Origin of the sequence: Streptomyces sp. NBC_00249 (assembly GCF_026342355.1) — a bacterium.
Lineage (GTDB): Bacteria > Actinomycetota > Actinomycetes > Streptomycetales > Streptomycetaceae > Streptomyces.
The window spans coordinates 1-16,482 of sequence record NZ_JAPEMV010000002.1; the positions used below are offsets into that span (position 1 = coordinate 1).

At 71.6% G+C, this 16,482-nt stretch carries 12 protein-coding genes; 3 read left to right on the forward strand and 9 right to left on the reverse strand.

The features are described from left to right. Positions 1-264: 264 nt before the first annotated feature. From OOK31_RS08835 to thyX, 3 genes are all read right to left on the reverse strand, one after another. Positions 265-1,950 carry a ribonuclease J gene (locus OOK31_RS08835; RefSeq protein ID WP_267011879.1) on the reverse strand — a complete coding sequence of 562 codons (1,686 nt, stop codon included), beginning with the start codon at positions 1,948-1,950 and terminating at the stop codon, positions 265-267. A 115-nt stretch (positions 1,951-2,065) separates the two neighbouring features. Further along, a complete protein-coding gene (dapA, locus tag OOK31_RS08840; RefSeq protein WP_267011880.1) occupies positions 2,066-2,965 on the reverse strand; it encodes a 4-hydroxy-tetrahydrodipicolinate synthase in 900 nt (299 codons plus the stop codon). 227 nt (positions 2,966-3,192) lie between these two features. Beyond that, entirely contained in the window at positions 3,193-3,933 is a 741-nt protein-coding gene (thyX, locus tag OOK31_RS08845; RefSeq protein ID WP_267011881.1) for an FAD-dependent thymidylate synthase, read from the reverse strand. A 236-nt stretch (positions 3,934-4,169) separates the two neighbouring features. Here thyX and OOK31_RS08850 point away from each other — a divergent pair, with 236 nt between their 5' ends. Together OOK31_RS08850 and OOK31_RS08855 are read left to right on the forward strand one after the other, a co-directional pair. Beyond that, positions 4,170-4,409, forward strand: a complete 240-nt coding sequence (locus OOK31_RS08850; RefSeq protein WP_267011882.1) for a hypothetical protein — start codon at positions 4,170-4,172, stop codon at positions 4,407-4,409. Between the two features lie 48 nt (positions 4,410-4,457). Next, positions 4,458-5,015: a PH domain-containing protein gene (locus OOK31_RS08855; RefSeq protein WP_267011883.1), complete on the forward strand. Its 558-nt coding sequence runs from the start codon at positions 4,458-4,460 to the stop codon at positions 5,013-5,015. 34 nt (positions 5,016-5,049) lie between these two features. Here the strand turns inward: OOK31_RS08855 and OOK31_RS08860 are convergent, their stop codons facing one another. The 6 genes from OOK31_RS08860 to eccD form a co-directional block, all read right to left on the reverse strand. Continuing rightward, positions 5,050-5,502, reverse strand: coding sequence for a tetratricopeptide repeat protein (locus OOK31_RS08860; RefSeq protein WP_267011884.1), 453 nt, complete (start codon positions 5,500-5,502; stop codon positions 5,050-5,052). A 14-nt stretch (positions 5,503-5,516) separates the two neighbouring features. Continuing rightward, on the reverse strand, positions 5,517-6,269 hold the full coding sequence (gene dapB, locus OOK31_RS08865; protein ID WP_267011885.1) for a 4-hydroxy-tetrahydrodipicolinate reductase: 753 nt from the start codon (positions 6,267-6,269) through the stop codon (positions 5,517-5,519). 61 nt (positions 6,270-6,330) lie between these two features. Further along, positions 6,331-7,710 (reverse strand): pitrilysin family protein, encoded by a 1,380-nt coding sequence (locus OOK31_RS08870; protein WP_267011886.1) that lies wholly within the window; start codon positions 7,708-7,710, stop codon positions 6,331-6,333. Next, complete coding sequence (locus OOK31_RS08875) at positions 7,707-9,929, reverse strand: polyribonucleotide nucleotidyltransferase (RefSeq protein WP_267012819.1); 2,223 nt, start codon at positions 9,927-9,929, stop codon at positions 7,707-7,709. Before OOK31_RS08875 ends, OOK31_RS08870 begins: the two co-directional genes overlap by 4 nt. A gap of 286 nt (positions 9,930-10,215) precedes the next feature. Continuing rightward, on the reverse strand, positions 10,216-10,503 hold the full coding sequence (rpsO, locus tag OOK31_RS08880) for a 30S ribosomal protein S15 (protein ID WP_267011887.1): 288 nt from the start codon (positions 10,501-10,503) through the stop codon (positions 10,216-10,218). Positions 10,504-10,675: 172 nt separating this feature from the next. Continuing rightward, on the reverse strand, positions 10,676-12,178 hold the full coding sequence (gene eccD / locus OOK31_RS08885; RefSeq protein WP_267011888.1) for a type VII secretion integral membrane protein EccD: 1,503 nt from the start codon (positions 12,176-12,178) through the stop codon (positions 10,676-10,678). Between the two features lie 203 nt (positions 12,179-12,381). Between eccD and eccCa the strand changes: the two genes are divergently transcribed. Continuing rightward, complete coding sequence (gene eccCa / locus OOK31_RS08890; RefSeq protein WP_267011889.1) at positions 12,382-16,347, forward strand: type VII secretion protein EccCa; 3,966 nt, start codon at positions 12,382-12,384, stop codon at positions 16,345-16,347. Positions 16,348-16,482: the final 135 nt, after the last annotated feature.

A 16,482-nucleotide genomic window follows, 5' to 3' on the forward strand; every position in this document is an offset into this window, starting at 1 on the left:
GCGTTTCCGACTCTATCAGATTCTTTTCCGTGCCGTTTCCGGTGTGGATTGGAATTCCGATGGCCTTCGGGGGGCCTTTCCCTTTCGGGCGGATCAGACTTTATCAGGTTTCCCCGGGTGCTGATTCCCGCCCGCTCGCATGCGGCGACGGGCACACGTGTGTGCCCGGGTCGGTGCGAGGTGGAGACGTAAACGTACTGGAGCGGGGCCCCCGGACGCAAATCCGGTTGCCCCGCTCCAGTGAGGTCGCTACGAGACGCGAGGTCAGACCTCGACGACGACCGGGAGGATCATCGGGCGGCGGCGGTAGCCGTCCGAGACCCACTTGCCCATCGTGCGGCGGATGAGCTGCTGGATCTGGTGCGGCTCGGCCACGCCGTCGGCGCCGGCGCGGGCGATCGCGTCCTCGATCTTCGGCAGGATCGCCGCGAAGGCGGAGTCCTCGATGCCGGAGCCGCGGGCCTGGATGTTCGGGCCGCTGACGACCTTGCCCGTGGTGCTGTCCACCACGACGAAGACCGAGATGATGCCCTCGTCGCCGAGGATGCGGCGGTCCTTGAGGGAGGCCTCGGTGACGTCGCCGACCGAGAGGCCGTCCACGTACACGTAGCCGGCCTGGACCTTGCCGGAGATCCGGGCCTTGCCGTCGATCAGGTCGACGACCACGCCGTCCTCGGCGATGACGATGCGGTCCTTCGGGACGCCCGTCATGGCACCGAGCTCGGCGTTGGCGCGCAGGTGGCGCCATTCACCGTGGACCGGCATCAGGTTCCGCGGCTTGCAGATGTTGTAGAAGTACAGCAGCTCGCCGGCGGAGGCGTGGCCGGAAACGTGCACCTTGGCGTTGCCCTTGTGCACGACGTTGGCGCCCCAGCGGGTCAGGCCGTTGATCACGCGGTAGACCGCGTTCTCGTTGCCCGGGATCAGGGACGAGGCCAGGATGACCGTGTCGCCGGGGACGATCCGGATCTGGTGGTCGCGGTTGGCCATGCGGGACAGGGCCGCCATCGGCTCGCCCTGGGAACCCGTGCAGACCAGCACGACCTCGTCGTCCGGCAGGTCGTCGAGGGTCTTGACGTCGACGACGAGGCCGGCCGGGACGCGGAGGTAGCCCAGGTCGCGGGCGATGCCCATGTTGCGGACCATCGAGCGGCCGACGAAGGCGACCCGGCGGCCGTACTCGTGGGCCGCGTCCAGGATCTGCTGGATGCGGTGCACGTGGCTGGCGAACGACGCCACGATGATCCGCTTCTGCGCGCTCGCGAAGACGCCGCGGATGGCGTTGGAGATGTCGCGCTCGGGCGGGACGAAGCCCGGGACCTCGGCGTTCGTCGAGTCCGAGAGGAGGAGGTCGATGCCCTCCTCGCTCAGGCGCGCGAAGGCGTGCAGGTCGGTGAGGCGGTTGTCCAGCGGGAGCTGGTCCATCTTGAAGTCACCGGTGCACACGACCATGCCGGCGCCGGTGCGGATGGCCACGGCCAGGGCGTCCGGGATGGAGTGGTTGACGGCGATGAACTCGCAGTCGAAGGGGCCCAGGTTCTCGCGCTCGCCTTCCTTCACCTCGAGGGTGTAGGGGCGGATGCGGTGCTCCTGGAGCTTGGCCTCGATGAGCGCCAGGGTCAGCTTGGAGCCGATCAGCGGGATGTCCGGCTTCTCCCGGAGGAGGTACGGGACGGCGCCGATGTGGTCCTCGTGGCCGTGGGTGAGGACGATGCCCTCGACGTCGTCGAGGCGGTCCCGGATGGACGTGAAGTCCGGAAGGATCAGGTCGACGCCGGGCTGCTCCTCCTCGGGGAAGAGGACGCCGCAGTCGACGATCAGCAGCCGGCCGTCGAACTCGAAGACGGTCATGTTGCGGCCGATCTCGCCGAGACCGCCCAAGGGGGTGACCCGGAGGCCGTTCTTGGGGAGCTTCGGCGGCGGGCCCAGTTCAGGGTGCGGATGGCTCAAAAGTTTCTCCTTCACCACACACGCCACGTACCCCTTAAGGCACGTGGCGCGCATGTCATTCGTGCACTTGCTGTTGTCTGTTTTGGTCTTGCTTATTCAGTTGTGAAGTCTGTTGTCAGAGCTGTACCCCGCCGGCGGCAAGATCGATCTTGAGCTGCGCCGTCTCTTCGTCGGTCAGCCCGACCAGCGGGAGCCGCAGGGGACCGGCCGGCAGGCCCTGGAGGTGCAGCGCGCCCTTGGTGGTCATCACACCCTGGGTGCGGAACATGCCGGTGAAGACGGGGAGCAGCTTCTGGTGGATCTCGGTGGCCTTCTGGACGTCTCCGCCCAGGTGGGCCTCCAGCATGGCTCGCAGGTCGGGGGTGACCACGTGGCCGACCACGGAGACGAAGCCGACGGCGCCGACCGACAGGAGGGGCAGGTTCAGCATGTCGTCGCCGGAGTACCAGGCCAGGCCGCTCTGTGCGATGGCCCAGCTGGCACGGCCGAGGTCGCCCTTGGCGTCCTTGTTGGCCACGATACGCGGGTGCTCGGCCAGCCGTACCAGGGTTTCCGTGTTGATCGGGACACCGCTGCGGCCGGGGATGTCGTAGAGCATCACGGGGAGCTCGGTGGCGTCCGCGATGGCCGTGAAGTGCTGGAAGAGGCCTTCCTGCGGGGGCTTGCTGTAGTACGGGGTGACGGCGAGCAGGCCGTGGGCGCCGGTGCGCTCCGCCTGGCGGGCCAGTTCGAGGGTGTGCCGGGTGTCGTTCGTGCCGATGCCGGCCACGACGTGGGCGCGGTCACCGACCGCTTCGAGTACGGCTCGTACGAGGTCGTTTTTCTCCGCGTCGGTGGTCGTGGGCGACTCACCGGTGGTGCCGTTGATGATCAGGCCGTCGTTGCCTGCGTCCACCAGGTGGACGGCGAGCTGCTGCGCGCCGTCGAGGTCAAGTGCGCCATCCGCCGTGAACGGCGTGATCATGGCGGTGAGGACCCGCCCGAAGGGGGTCTGCGGAGTCGAGATCGGAGCCATGGGTAACACGCTACTCGCTGCCATGCTCGCGGTGTCCCCTCGGGGGACGTCTACCGGTGATCCCTCCCAGCGGCGGCTGGGAGGGTTTTGGATCCCGGCACTGCCTGCTCGGGGGTTCAAGCAGTGCCGGGTCCGTTTGATCAGCCTAGATGAACTTTACGAAACGCCGCAATACGGACACTTGGGACTTCTCCCCGCACATCAGTACGCCGCGCGTGCATCGGACCTTACGGGGCAACGCGGCCGTTGGCGTTGAAGGCCGCGTGGGTCAGCGGCATGAGCGTCGCCCAGTGCTGCTCCATCTTCTCGCCGACCATCTCGATCTCCCGCTGCGGGAAGGACGGGACCTTCGCCAGCTCGTGCTGGGTGCGCAGGCCGAGGAAGTGCATCAGCGAGCGGGCGTTGCAGGTGGCGTACATCGAGGAGAACAGACCCACCGGCAGGACCGAACGGGCGACCTCGCGGGCCACGCCCGCCGCCAGCATCTCCTGGTAGGCCTCGTACGCCTGACGGTACGAATCCTCCATGACCCGGCCCGTCAGTTCCTGCTGGGCCTGGGTGCCTTCGACGAAGACGTACTTGCCGGGGCGGCCCTCCTGGACGAGCTTGCGCTCGGCGTCGGGGACGTAGAAGACCGGCTCCAGCTCCCTGTAGCGGCCGGACTCCTCGTTGTAGGACCAGCCCACGCGGTGGCGCATGAACTCGCGGAACACGAAGATCGGGGCGCTGATGAAGAAGGTCATCGAGTTGTGCTCGAAGGGGCTGCCGTGGCGGTCGCGCATCAGGTAGTTGATGAGGCCCTTGGAGCGCTCGGGGTCCTTCTGGAGCTCCTCCAGGGACTGCTCGCCGGCCGTGGAGACACGGGCGGCCCACAGCACGTCGGAGTCGGCGGCGGAGTGCTTCACCAGCTCCACCGTCACATCACTGCGGAAGCTGGGTTTCAGGTCTGAAGCGGCGGTCTCGCTCACCGGGGGTCCTTCCGAACGGGTCTTACCTGGGGCGCGCCCACTCTACGGCGCCGGGCGTCGGGTCCCGGACACGAGGCGGGCGGCGGCGTGGTCACCCGGACAGCTGACGGAGAGCCAAATATTTTGGCCGATGTCCCGAAATCCGGCACCGATCGGGCCGTTCGTACGTCCTACAAGGAGAAGCCCGCCCCTTTTGTCGCCCCCGCCCGGGCCCCACCGTGAGGAGAGTCGCCCCTATGTTCCGCCGGCGCGAACCCGTCCCGTTCGCCTTCGTCGCCGAGGCCGACCGATTCCGCAGTAACGTCACTCCGCCGCCGCGCGAGAGTCTCGGGCTGCCCCAGATCGCCGCCCGTAGTCTGGTCGGACTGACCGTGGTGGCGGGGCTCGTCGGCTCGCTGCTCTTCGGCATGCCCGCACTGCAGCCGTACAAGTCAGCCGACAAGGCGCAGCAGTCGGAGGCCTCCGAGGGGCGGTAGCCTCACGGGCACAGCCCAACCGAACGTGCATGTGAGTGAGGTCCTGCCGTGCCCCTGCCCTTTTTGACGGCCGACGGCGTGTTCGACGCCGACGAGGACGAAGCCCTCCCCCACTCGGATCCGGAGCGCTGGCGCCGGCCCTACCGGCCCGGGCCGTGGCGGGTCGCCGCCGCGGCCCTGCTGCTGCTGGTGTCCGCCTTCATGCTGCTGGCCACGGTGATCATCGTCTTCGCCGGCACCTGGGCCGGCGCCGGGATCGCCGCGGCCGCCTCCCTCGCCGTGCTCGGCACGGCCCTGCGCCTGCTGCGCACCGGAGTGTGGGTGAGCCCGGCGGGACTGCGCCGCGTCGGGTTCTTCCGGACCCGCACGATCCGCTGGATCGAGGTCTCCGAGATCCGTACGGTCCAGCAGCCGGTGCGCTGGCTCGGACTGCCCAGGACCGTACAGGGGCAGGCCCTGACCGTGGCCGCGCGCGACGGATCCGAGCAGCCCGTACTGCTGACCGACCACGGCGCCGACTTCCTGGCCCGCGGCGAGGCCTTCGACCGGGCCGCGGGCTCGCTGGAGGCGTGGGCCCGGGAGTACCGACTGCCCGTGCCCGCCTGAGCTGCCAGGACGCGCCCGGAGGCCCGTACGGGGATCAGACCTGTACGGGCCTTCCGTCGTGCAGGGCGATGGCCCTCTGCATGGCCTTGCGCGCCCGCGGGGTGTCGCGGGCGTCGCGGTAGGCGACGGCGAGGCGGAACCAGCTGCGCCAGTCCCCCGGCGCGTCCTCGGTCTCGGCCTTGCGGCGCGCGAAGACCTCGTCGGCGGAGTCCCGCAGGATCCGGCCGTACTGGTCGCGTTCGAGTTCGTCGACGGGCAGGCCGCCCTCGGCCTCCAGCTCGGTCGCGAGCTGGTTGGCCTTGGTGACGAACCGGGTGTTCATCCAGAGGAACCAGACGCCGATGACCGGCATGATCAGCACGGCGGCGCCGAAGGTGACGGTGAGCCAGGTGCCCTGCCCGATCAGCATCAGGCCGCGGCTGCCGACCAGGACGAAGTAGACGACCAGGACGGCGGCCGTGAGGAAGTACGTGATCTTCGCGCGCATGATGGTGGGCTCTGTCAGCTCAGGTCGAGGAAGTTTTCCAGGCCGAAGGTGAGGCCCGGGGTCTGCGTCACGCGGCGCGCGCCGAGCAGGATGCCCGGCATGAAGCTGCTGTGGTGCAGGGAGTCGTGGCGGATGGTCAGGGTCTCGCCCTCGCCGCCGAGCAGCACCTCCTGGTGGGCCAGCAGGCCGCGCAGGCGGATGGCGTGCACCGGGACCCCGCCGACGTCCGCGCCGCGGGCGCCGTCGAGGCCCGTGGCGGTGGCATCGGGCTGCGCGCCGAGGCCGGCCTCGGCGCGGGCCGCGGCGATGAGCTGCGCCGTACGGGTGGCCGTGCCCGAGGGGGCGTCGACCTTGTTCGGGTGGTGCAGCTCGACGACCTCGACGGACTCGAAGTAGCGGGCGGCCTGGGCGGCGAACTTCATGGTGAGGACGGCGCCGATGGAGAAGTTCGGGGCGATGAGCACACCGGTCTTCGGGGAGCCCGCGAGCCAGGTGTTCAGCTGGGCGAGGCGGTCCTCGGTCCAGCCGGTGGTGCCGACCACGGCGTGGATGCCGTGGCCGACGAGGAAGTCGAGGTTCCCCATCACGGAGTCGGGGGTGGTCAGCTCGACGGCGACCTGGGCGCCGGCCTCGGCCAGCGTCTCCAGCTTGTCGCCACGGCCGAGGGCCGCCACCAGCTCCATGTCCTCGGCGGCCTCGACCGCCTTGACGGCCTCGGAGCCGATGCGGCCCTGGGCGCCGAGGACTGCCACGCGCAGCTTGCTCATTCTCTGTCCTTAAAAACGAGTACAGCCTTGAAAACGAGTACGGACTTCACTCTGTACGGAACTAGGCGACCGCTTCGTCGAGGCGGGCGGCCTGCTTCTCCTTGAGCGGGCCGATCACCGCGAGCGAGGGCCGCTGGGCCAGTACGTCCTGGGCGACCGACCGGACCTCGTCCGGGGTGACCGCGGCGATGCGGGCCAGCATGTCGTCGACCGACATCTGGTCGCCCCAGCACAGCTCGCTCTTGCCGATGCGGTTCATGATCGCGCCCGTGTCCTCCAGGCCGAGGACGGTGGAGCCGGAGAGCTGGCCGACGGCGCGCCGGATCTCCTCGTCGGTGAGCCCGTCGGAGGCGACCTTGTCGAGCTCGTCGCGGCAGATCCGTAGTACGTCGTGGACCTGGCCGGTGCGGCAGCCTGCGTAGACCCCGAAGAGGCCGGTGTCGGCGAAGCCCGAGGTGTACGAGTACACGCTGTAGGCGAGGCCGCGCTTCTCGCGGACCTCCTGGAAGAGGCGCGAGGACATGCCTCCGCCGAGGGCGGTGTTCAGTACGCCCAGGGCCCAGCGGCGCTCGTCGGTGCGGGCGAGGCCCGGCATGCCGAGGACCACGTGGGCCTGCTCGGTCTTGCGGTTGACGAGTTCGACGCGGCCGGCGGTGCGGATCCGCTTGGTGCCGGTGCGGGGGCCGATCGGCTGGGCGTCGGTGTGCCGCAGGGCGCCGGCCTTCTCGAAGGCGGCGCGGACCTGGCGTACGACCTTGTTGTGGTCGACGTTGCCCGCGGCGGCCACGACCAGGCGGGTGGGGTCGTAGTGCTTCTTCCAGAAGCGGCGGATCCGGTCGGCGCCGAGGGCGTTGATCGTCTCGACGGTGCCGAGGACGGGGCGGCCGAGCGGCGAGTCCCCGTACATGGTCTGCGCGAACAGGTCGTGGACCATGTCGCCCGGGTCGTCCTCGGTCATCGCGATCTCTTCGAGGATGACCCCGCGCTCGGCGTCGACGTCCTCCTCGCGGATCAGCGAGCCGGTGAGCATGTCGCAGACCACGTCGATGGCCAGCGGCAGGTCGGTGTCGAGCACCCGGGCGTAGTAGCAGGTGTACTCCTTCGCCGTGAAGGCGTTCATCTCGCCGCCGACCGCGTCGATCGCGGAGGAGATGTCGAGGGCGCTGCGCTGGGCGGTGCCCTTGAAGAGGAGGTGCTCCAGGTAGTGCGTGGCGCCGTTGAGCGTGGGCGTCTCGTCGCGGGAGCCGACGTTGGCCCAGATGCCGAAGGTGGCGGAGCGGACGGAGGGCAGCGTCTCGGTGACGACGCGCAGTCCGCCGGGCAGGACCGTGCGCCGGACGGTGCCGATGCCGTTCTGCCCCTTGAGCAGGGTTTGGGTACGGGCGACGGCCCGCCCCTCCGAAGAGGGGCGGGCCGTCACACGGGAACTACGCGACGTCACTTGTCGGAGTCGTCCTTGTCAGCGTCGTCGCCGGCAGCCTCGCCGTCGATCACGGGGATCAGGGAGAGCTTGCCGCGCTGGTCGATCTCGGCGATCTCCACCTGGACCTTGGTGCCGACCGCGAGCACGTCCTCGACGTTCTCCACGCGCTTGCCACCGGCGAGCTTGCGGATCTGCGAGATGTGCAGCAGACCGTCCTTGCCGGGCATGAGGGAGACGAAGGCACCGAAGGTGGTGGTCTTGACGACCGTACCCAGGTACCGCTCGCCGACCTCCGGCATGGTCGGGTTGGCGATCGCGTTGATCGTGGCACGGGCGGCCTCGGCGGCCGGGCCGTCGGAGGCACCGATGTAGATGGTGCCGTCGTCCTCGATCGTGATCTCGGCGCCGGTGTCCTCCTGGATCTGGTTGATCATCTTGCCCTTGGGGCCGATGACCTCACCGATCTTGTCCACCGGGATCTTGACGGTGATGATCCGCGGCGCGAACGGGGACATCGCGTCCGGCGTGTCGATCGCTTCCATCATCACGTCGAGGATGTGGAGGCGGGCGTCGCGGGCCTGCGTCAGGGCCGCGGCCAGGACGGAGGCCGGGATGCCGTCGAGCTTGGTGTCGAGCTGGAGCGCGGTGACGAACTCCTTGGTGCCGGCGACCTTGAAGTCCATGTCGCCGAAGGCGTCCTCCGCACCGAGGATGTCGGTGAGGGCGACGTAGTGGGTCTTGCCGTCGATCTCCTGGGAGATCAGGCCCATGGCGATACCGGCGACGGGGGCCTTGAGGGGCACACCGGCGTTCAGCAGCGACATGGTGGAGGCGCAGACCGAGCCCATGGACGTCGAACCGTTGGAGCCGAGGGCCTCGGACACCTGACGGATCGCGTAGGGGAACTCCTCGCGGGTCGGCAGGACCGGCACGATCGCGCGCTCGGCGAGCGCGCCGTGGCCGATCTCGCGGCGCTTCGGCGAACCGACGCGGCCGGTCTCGCCGACGGAGTACGGCGGGAAGTTGTAGTTGTGCATGTAGCGCTTGCGGGTCACCGGGGAGAGGGTGTCCAGCTGCTGCTCCATGCGGAGCATGTTGAGGGTGGTGACGCCCAGGATCTGGGTCTCGCCACGCTCGAACAGCGCCGAGCCGTGCACGCGCGGGATGGCCTCGACCTCGGCGGCGAGGGTACGGATGTCCGTGAGCCCGCGGCCGTCGATGCGGACCTTGTCCTTGATGACGCGCTCGCGCACCAGGGCCTTGGTCAGGCTGCGGTAGGCGGCGGAGATCTCCTTCTCGCGGCCCTCGAAGGCCGGGAGGAGCTTCTCGGCGGCGATGTCCTTGACGCGGTCCAGCTCGGCCTCGCGGTCCTGCTTGCCCGCGATGGTCAGCGCCTGGGAGAGCTCGCCCTTGACGGCGGCCGCGAGGGCCTCGTACACGTCGTCCTGGTAGTCCAGGAAGACCGGGAACTCGCCCTCGGGCTTGGCGGCCTTGGCGGCCAGGTCGGCCTGGGCCTTGCAGAGGACCTTGATGAAGGGCTTCGAGGCGTCGAGACCGGCGGCCACGACCTCCTCGGTCGGCGCCTCGGCGCCGCCCTTGACCAGGGCGATGGTCTTCTCGGTGGCCTCGGCCTCGACCATCATGATCGCGACGTCGCCGTCCTCGAGCACGCGGCCCGCGACGACCATGTCGAAGACGGCGTCCTCGAGCTCGGTGTGCGTCGGGAAGGCCACCCACTGGCCGCGGATCAGCGCGACGCGGACGCCGCCGATCGGGCCGGAGAAGGGCAGGCCGGCCAGCTGGGTGGACGCGGACGCGGCGTTGATCGCGACGACGTCGTACAGGTGGTCGGGGTTGAGCGCCATGATCGTCGCGACGACCTGGATCTCGTTGCGCAGGCCCTTCTTGAAGGACGGGCGCAGCGGGCGGTCGATCAGGCGGCAGGTGAGGATCGCGTCCTCGGAGGGGCGGCCCTCGCGGCGGAAGAAGGAACCGGGGATCTTGCCGGCCGCGTACTGGCGCTCCTCGACGTCCACCGTGAGGGGGAAGAAGTCGAGCTGGTCCTTGGGCTTCTTCGACGCGGTGGTCGCGGAGAGCACCATGGTGTCGTCGTCCAGGTAGGCAACGGCGGAGCCGGCGGCCTGGCGAGCGAGACGGCCCGTCTCGAAGCGGATGGTGCGGGTACCGAAGGAACCGTTGTCAATGACGGCCTCGGCGTAGTGGGTCTCGTTCTCCACTAGCGTTCTCTCCATTTTCGTCGTCTCCGTCCGCCACCCGTGTGGTGGAGGACGGTGTCGGAGAAGCGCTCCTGGCGTGCGGGCCGGTCTTCGATCGAAGCACCCGGTTCTGAGCCCCGGCGCGGGGCTTTCCGGATGCCACTACCGAGGACCGGCGGCGTAGGGAGGGCGCTGCTCCTCTTCGGTCGTGCGCTGTGTTCCAGACTACAAAGCGTCCGGCAGGTCGCGCACGTACAGCAAAGGGAGCGGCCCCATCAGTGTGGGAACCGCTCCCTTCACAGCGTCTTTACTTGGCGCCGGCCGCACCGCGGCGGATGCCGAGGCGCTCGACCAGCGCACGGAAGCGCTGGATGTCCTTCTTGGCCAGGTACTGCAGCAGGCGGCGACGCTGGCCGACCAGGATCAGCAGACCACGACGGGAGTGGTGGTCGTGCTTGTGGGTCTTGAGGTGCTCGGTCAGGTCCGAGATGCGGCGGGACAGCATCGCGACCTGGACCTCGGGGGAGCCGGTGTCGCCCTCCTTGGCACCAAACTCTGCGATGAGCTGCTTCTTCACTGCGGCGTCGAGCGGCACGCGTACTCCTCGTAATAGGTCTTCGTTGCCACCGAGTGCCCCAGGTCGAATTCTCTGGGGATCTTCCGTAACTCGGGAGGCGGGGTCCGCTGAGCGCAGCCTCCAGAGATTTCCGGGGGCGCGTACACAAACGGCCGTCACACAGCGTACCAGGCTGCCGGGCCGCGGCGTCTCAGCTGGTGAGAGCGCGGGCGCGGGCATAGACGTCCAGCACGGCGAGGGCCAGCGGGACCAGGCTGAGCAGTACTGCGGCCTCGGTGAGGTCGAGCACCCTTCCCCAGAAGGGTGACAGGCCCTTGCGGGGGATGACAAGCGCAATTCCCGCGAGGAGGGCCGCGCCGGCGGCGACGGCGGCCGAGAGCCAGAGCGTACGGAGCTCCGGGCCGGCTCCGCCGGGGTGGCCCGTGAGCGCGGCGGGGAGCGCGGTGGGGGTGTGCAGGGCCAGGCCCACCACCGGCAGGGAGACGGCGGCCAGGCCGGCGGTGAGGCAGCACAGCACCTGCGGGGTGCGGCGGAAGAGCCGGGCCCGCGCCAGCATCGCCAGGCCGGTGGCCAGGGCCAGGAGCCGGCCCCAGGTACTGCCGGAGAAGCCGAGGACGGCGGCGCAGGCCACGGTGACGGCGGTGCAGCCCCCGGCCAGGCCGAGGAGGGTCTCGTGGCCCCGGCGGGCCCGGGCGGCGATCCGGCCGGCGTCGAGCGCGGCCCCGTCGGTAGCGGCGCCGGGGTCGTCCGCCGCGGCGGCGCCCTCGTAGTGGTCGGGGCCGCCGTGGTCCGGGGCGGGGGCGGCGCGCGGGGCGGCGTAGCCGACGGGCAGCCGGGCGGAGCGGGCCGCGAGGCCGGGCAGGAAGGCGACGAGCCCGACGGCGGCGGGGGCGCAGACGGCCGCGGCGGCGGTCGCGGAGGTGTCGCAGACGATGACCGCGAAGCCGGCCAGGCTCCCGGTCGCGGTCAGGAAGGCGGCCGCGACGAAGGGCGCGTCGCCGTGCGGGCTGAGCGCGGCCAGGGCGGTGGCGCCGACGAGGGCGCAGACGCAGCCGAGGAGGAACTGGAGCCTGCCCGGCCCCTGGCCCGGGTCGGCGGCGACGATGCCGGAACCGGCGATCAGCAGGTGCGGGAGCGCGGCCAGGCCGAGGGCCGCGGTGCAGACCCGGTCCCCGTAGACCCGGCCGCGCACCGCGGCGGCGGCGGTCAGCAGGAGGGCGACGACCCCGGCGACGATCCCGGGCAGGCCGTGCGTGTCGTGGCGGACGGGGTCGGCGTACCAGAGGACGAGGCCGAGCAGGAGGAGCAGGGTCGCGGCGCCGGCCAGGCCCGCGCCGTGCAGCATGTCGTCGCTCCAGCGGCGGCGGTCGCGTACGACGGCCGAGGCGACGGCGTCGCAGACGTCGTCGAAGACGGCCGGCGGCAGCGACTCGGCGAAGGGGCGCAGGGCCAGCACCTCCCCGTCGAGGACCTGCTGGGCGGCGAGGGTGCGGGCGCCGTCGAGGACGGTGCCGCAGCGGCGGACCAGGTGGAAGCCGGCCGGGGCGCCGACGGGCTGGCGCTGACCGGTGAGGCGCAGCAGTTCGGGGCAGACGTCGGCGACGGCGACGTCATCCGGAAGGGCGACGTCGACGCGGCGGTCGGGAGCCACGACGGTGACCCTGCGAAAGCCCGTCGCTGCGGCCGTACTCACCGTGTGGCCCCCTCTGTCCGGCCCCCGTGGCGGCGTCCAGCGGGTGCGGACGCGCTCGCTGCGGGCGTCACCCTAGTGGCGCGGCAGCCCTGCCCCCCGCCCGTAGGATCGCCTCCCCCGTCGGCGGAGTGCCCCTGGACGTGCGGGACTTGGGGGCGGCCGCGGTGTCCCCGTACGTCCGTCCTGGAGGGACCGGTGCTCCGGTGAGCCAGATCGTCGTCAAGCGCCCGCCGCGGTCGCTGCCGCCCGAGGTTCCCTCGGAAGAGTTGCGGCTGGAGGCTCCGCCGGCGCTCGCGCGCGGTCAGGAGGAGGGGCTGCTGACGCAGCTCCTGCCGATGCTCGGCATGGGGTCCTCGGTGGTCTTCTTCTTCACCGCGGGTACCGGGTCCTTCCTGCGGGTGATGGGCGTGCTGATGCTGGTCTCCACGGTGGCCATGGTGGTCGCGCAGCTGGTGCGCCACCGGCGCGGTACGCAGGGGCACATGGCCGACGTGCGGCGGGACTACCTGCGGTACCTGGCGCGGACGCGCCGCCGGGTGCGGCGGGCCGCGCGGGCGCAGCGGGACGCGCAGCTGTACCTGCACCCGGCGCCCGAGCAGTTGTGGGCGGTGGTGGCGGAGGGCTCGCGGCTGTGGGAGCGGCGGGCCGGCGACGCGGACTTCGGGCAGGCGAGGCTCGGGCTGGGCGCGCAGCGGCCGGCGATGGTGCCGGTGGCGCCGGACACGGCCCCGGTGGAGGAGCTGGAGCCGCTCGCCGCGGGCGCGATGCAGCGTTTCCTGGCGGTGCACTCCTCGCTGGACGGGCTGCCGGTGGCGGTGTCGTTGCGGGCCTTCTACCACGTGACGGTGTCCGGGGACGCGGAGTCGGCGCGCGGGACTGCGCGGGCGCTGGTGGCGCAGCTGGTGGCGCTGCACTCCCCCGAGGACCTCGTGGTGGGCGTGGTGGCCGCGCCGGGGGCGGAGTCCTCCTGGGACTGGGTGAAGTGGCTGCCGCACACCCAGGTCCCGGACCGGGTCGACGGGGCCGGTACGCGGCGGCTGTTCTCCGACGACCTGACGGAGTTGGAGGGGCTGCTGGGGTCCCGGCTGGAGGGGCGGCCCCGGTTCGGCCGGGACGCGGCCCCGGTGCTGGACCGGCCGCACCTGGTGGTCGTCCTGGACGGCGGCGCGCGCGGTGTCGCGGTCCCGCCGGACTCGGTGCTCGCGGCGGCCGAGGGCCTCCAGGGGGTGACGGTCGTCGAGGTGGTCGCCGGTGAGCTGGACGTGCCCCGCGGCGGGCTGTCGGTCGTGGTGCGGCCGGGGCGGCTGCGGCTGGAGTCGGGCGCGGGGGTGGCGTACGAGGGCACGCCCGACGTGCTGTCGCTGCCGGCCGCGGAGGCGCTGGCCCGGCAGCTGGCGCCGCTGCGCGCGGGCGGCGGGGACGAGGAGGAGCCGCTGCTGGCGAACCTGGACTTCACGGACCTGCTGGGCCTCGGTGACGCGGCGCGGGTCGACGTGGACCGGACCTGGCGGCCGAGGCCGGCCGGTGAGCGGCTGCGCGTGCCGATCGGTGTCGGTGAGGACGGCGGCCCGGTGATGCTGGACCTGAAGGAGGCCGCACAGGAGGGGATGGGGCCGCACGGGCTGTGCGTGGGCGCGACCGGTTCTGGCAAGTCGGAGCTGCTGCGCACGCTGGTGCTGGGGCTGGCCGTCACGCACACCTCGCAGACGCTGAACTTCGTACTCGCCGACTTCAAGGGCGGCGCCACCTTCACCGGCATGGGGCGGCTTCCGCACGTCGCCGCCGTGATCACCAACCTGGCGGACGACCTGACGCTGGTCGACCGGATGGGTGACTCGATCCGCGGCGAGCTCCAGCGCCGGCAGGAGCTGCTGCGGGCGGCGGGCGGTTACGCGGGCATCCACGACTACGAGAGGGCGCGCGCGGCGGGTGCCCCGCTGGAGCCGCTGGCCTCGCTGGTACTGGTCATCGACGAGTTCTCGGAACTCCTCACCGCGAAGCCCGACTTCATCGACATGTTCATCCAGATCGGCCGGATCGGCCGCTCGCTGGGCGTGCACCTGCTGCTGGCCTCGCAGCGCCTGGAGGAGGGCAGGCTGCGCGGGCTGGACACGTACCTGTCGTACCGGATCGGTCTGCGGACCTTCTCGGCGGCGGAGTCGCGGACGGCGCTCGGGGTGCCGGACGCCTACCACCTGCCGTCGGTGCCCGGTTCGGGCTACCTGAAGTGCGGTACGGACGCGATGACGCGGTTCAAGGCCGCGTACGTGTCGGGCGCCTACCGCCCGGGCGGGCCCGCGCCGTCGGCGGAGCCGTTCGCGGTGGAGCGGCGGCCCGTGCTGTTCACGGCGGCCCCGGTGCCGGTCGTGTACGCGGCGCAGGAGCGGGAGGAGCGGCCCGAGCGGGAGGAGCGGGAGGACGAGGCGCTCGCGGACACGGTGCTGGACGTGATCGTGGGGCGGCTGGAGGGGCAGGGGGCGCCCGCCCACCAGGTGTGGCTGCCGCCGCTCGACCAGGCTCCGCCGCTGGACCGGCTGCTCCCGGCGACGGCGGTGGACGCGCGGCGGGGGCTGCACGCCCGGGGGTACGCGCGGCCCGGGGCTCTGGTCGTACCGCTCGGGCTGGTCGACAAGCCCTTCGAGCAGCGGCGCGAGGTGCTGTACCGGGACTTCTCGGGGGCGTCGGGGCACATGCTGGTGGTGGGCGGCCCGCGGTCGGGGAAGTCGACGCTGCTACGGACCCTGATCTGCGCGTTCGCGCTCACCCACACCCCGCGCGAGGTGCAGTTCTACGGGCTGGACTTCGGCGGCGGCGGCCTGTCGGCGGTCGCCGGGCTGCCGCACGTGGGCGGGATCGCCTCACGGCTGGACCCGGAGCGGGTGCGGCGTACGGTCGCGGAGGTGGCGGGCGTCCTGACCCGGCGCGAGGAGTTCTTCCGGTCGGAGGGCATCGACTCCGTCGGGACCTACCGGCGCCGGCGGGCGGCGGGCGAACTGCCCGGCGAGGACTGGGGCGACGTGTTCCTCGTCGTCGACGGCTGGGGTGCCTTCCGTACCGAGTACGAGGTCCTGGAGCAGGTCGTCACCGACGTCGCGGCCCGGGGCCTCGGCTACGGCGTCCACGTGGTGGTCACGGCGGCCCGGTACATGGAGGTGCGGGCCGCGCTGAAGGACCAGCTGCTGGGCCGGCTGGAACTGCGCCTGGGCGACGTCATGGACTCCGAGTTCGACCGCAAGGTCGCGGCGAACGTGCCCGCGGGGATGCCGGGGCGCGGACAGGTACCGGAGAAGCTGCACTTCCTGGGCGCCCTGCCGCGGATCGACGGCGGGCACGACGCGGGGAGCCTGTCCGAGGCGTCGGCCGCCTTCGTCACCGCGGCCCGGGCGGGCTGGACGGGGCCGCCGGCTCCGGGCGTACGGCTGCTGCCGCGGCTGCTGCACGCCGACCGGCTGCCCGGGGGCGGGGAGTTCCCGGAGCGCGGGATCGCCATCGGCATCGACGAGACCGCGCTGGAGCCGGTGTTCGTCGACTTCGCGGCGGACCCCTTCTTCCTGGTGTTCGGCGAGAGCGAGTCGGGCAGGACGAACCTGCTGCGACTCCTCGCCCAGCAGATCGCGCGGCGCTACACCCCGGACGAGGCCAAGCTCGTCGTCGGCGACTACCGGCGCGGCCTGCTGGGCGCACTGCCGGAGGAGCACCTGCTGGAGTACGCGCCGACTGCGGGCTCCCTCCAGATGCACATGGAGGCGCTGGCCGGGGTGTTCTCCCGGCGGCAGCCGCCGGCGGACGTCACCCCGCAGCAGTTGCGGGACCGCAGCTGGTGGAGCGGGCCGGACGTGTTCGTCGTGATCGACGACTACGACCTGGTGGCCACCGGCCAGGGCAACCCGCTGGCCCCGCTGGTGGAGTTCCTGCCGTTCGCGCGGGACACCGGGATCCGCTTCGTCCTCGCGCGCAGTTCGGCGGGGGCCGCGCGGGCGCTGTACGAGCCGTTCCTGCAACGGCTCAAGGAGCTGGGGGCGCAGGGCGTGGTGCTGTCGGGCGACCCGTCGGAGGGGGATCTGCTGGGCAACGTACGGCCGCGCCCGATGCCGCCGGGGCGCGGCTACCACCTCTCGCGCCGGCGCGGCACCTCGCTGGTGCAGCTGGGGCGGATGCCGGGACCGTAGCGGCGGGGGGGCGGCTGGGACCGGCGGTGGGCGGGGTGTCCGGCCGGGCGGGCGATCCGGAGGAAAGCCTCCCCGCGGCGGCCGCCTTGCACCGATAATCGGCAGCGAAGACCGAGCAGCACCGCACCACCGAGG

Excerpts from the sequence above, each read along its gene's own strand:
- dapA (WP_267011880.1), bottom strand. The coding sequence starts at position 2,965 with ATGGCTCCGATCTCGACTCCGCAGACCCCCTTCGGGCGGGTCCTCACC.
- OOK31_RS08850 (WP_267011882.1), top strand. The coding sequence starts at position 4,170 with ATGTTCCGCCGGCGCGAACCCGTCCCGTTCGCCTTCGTCGCCGAGGCC.
- OOK31_RS08860 (WP_267011884.1), bottom strand. The coding sequence starts at position 5,502 with ATGCGCGCGAAGATCACGTACTTCCTCACGGCCGCCGTCCTGGTCGTC.
- dapB (WP_267011885.1), bottom strand. The coding sequence starts at position 6,269 with ATGAGCAAGCTGCGCGTGGCAGTCCTCGGCGCCCAGGGCCGCATCGGC.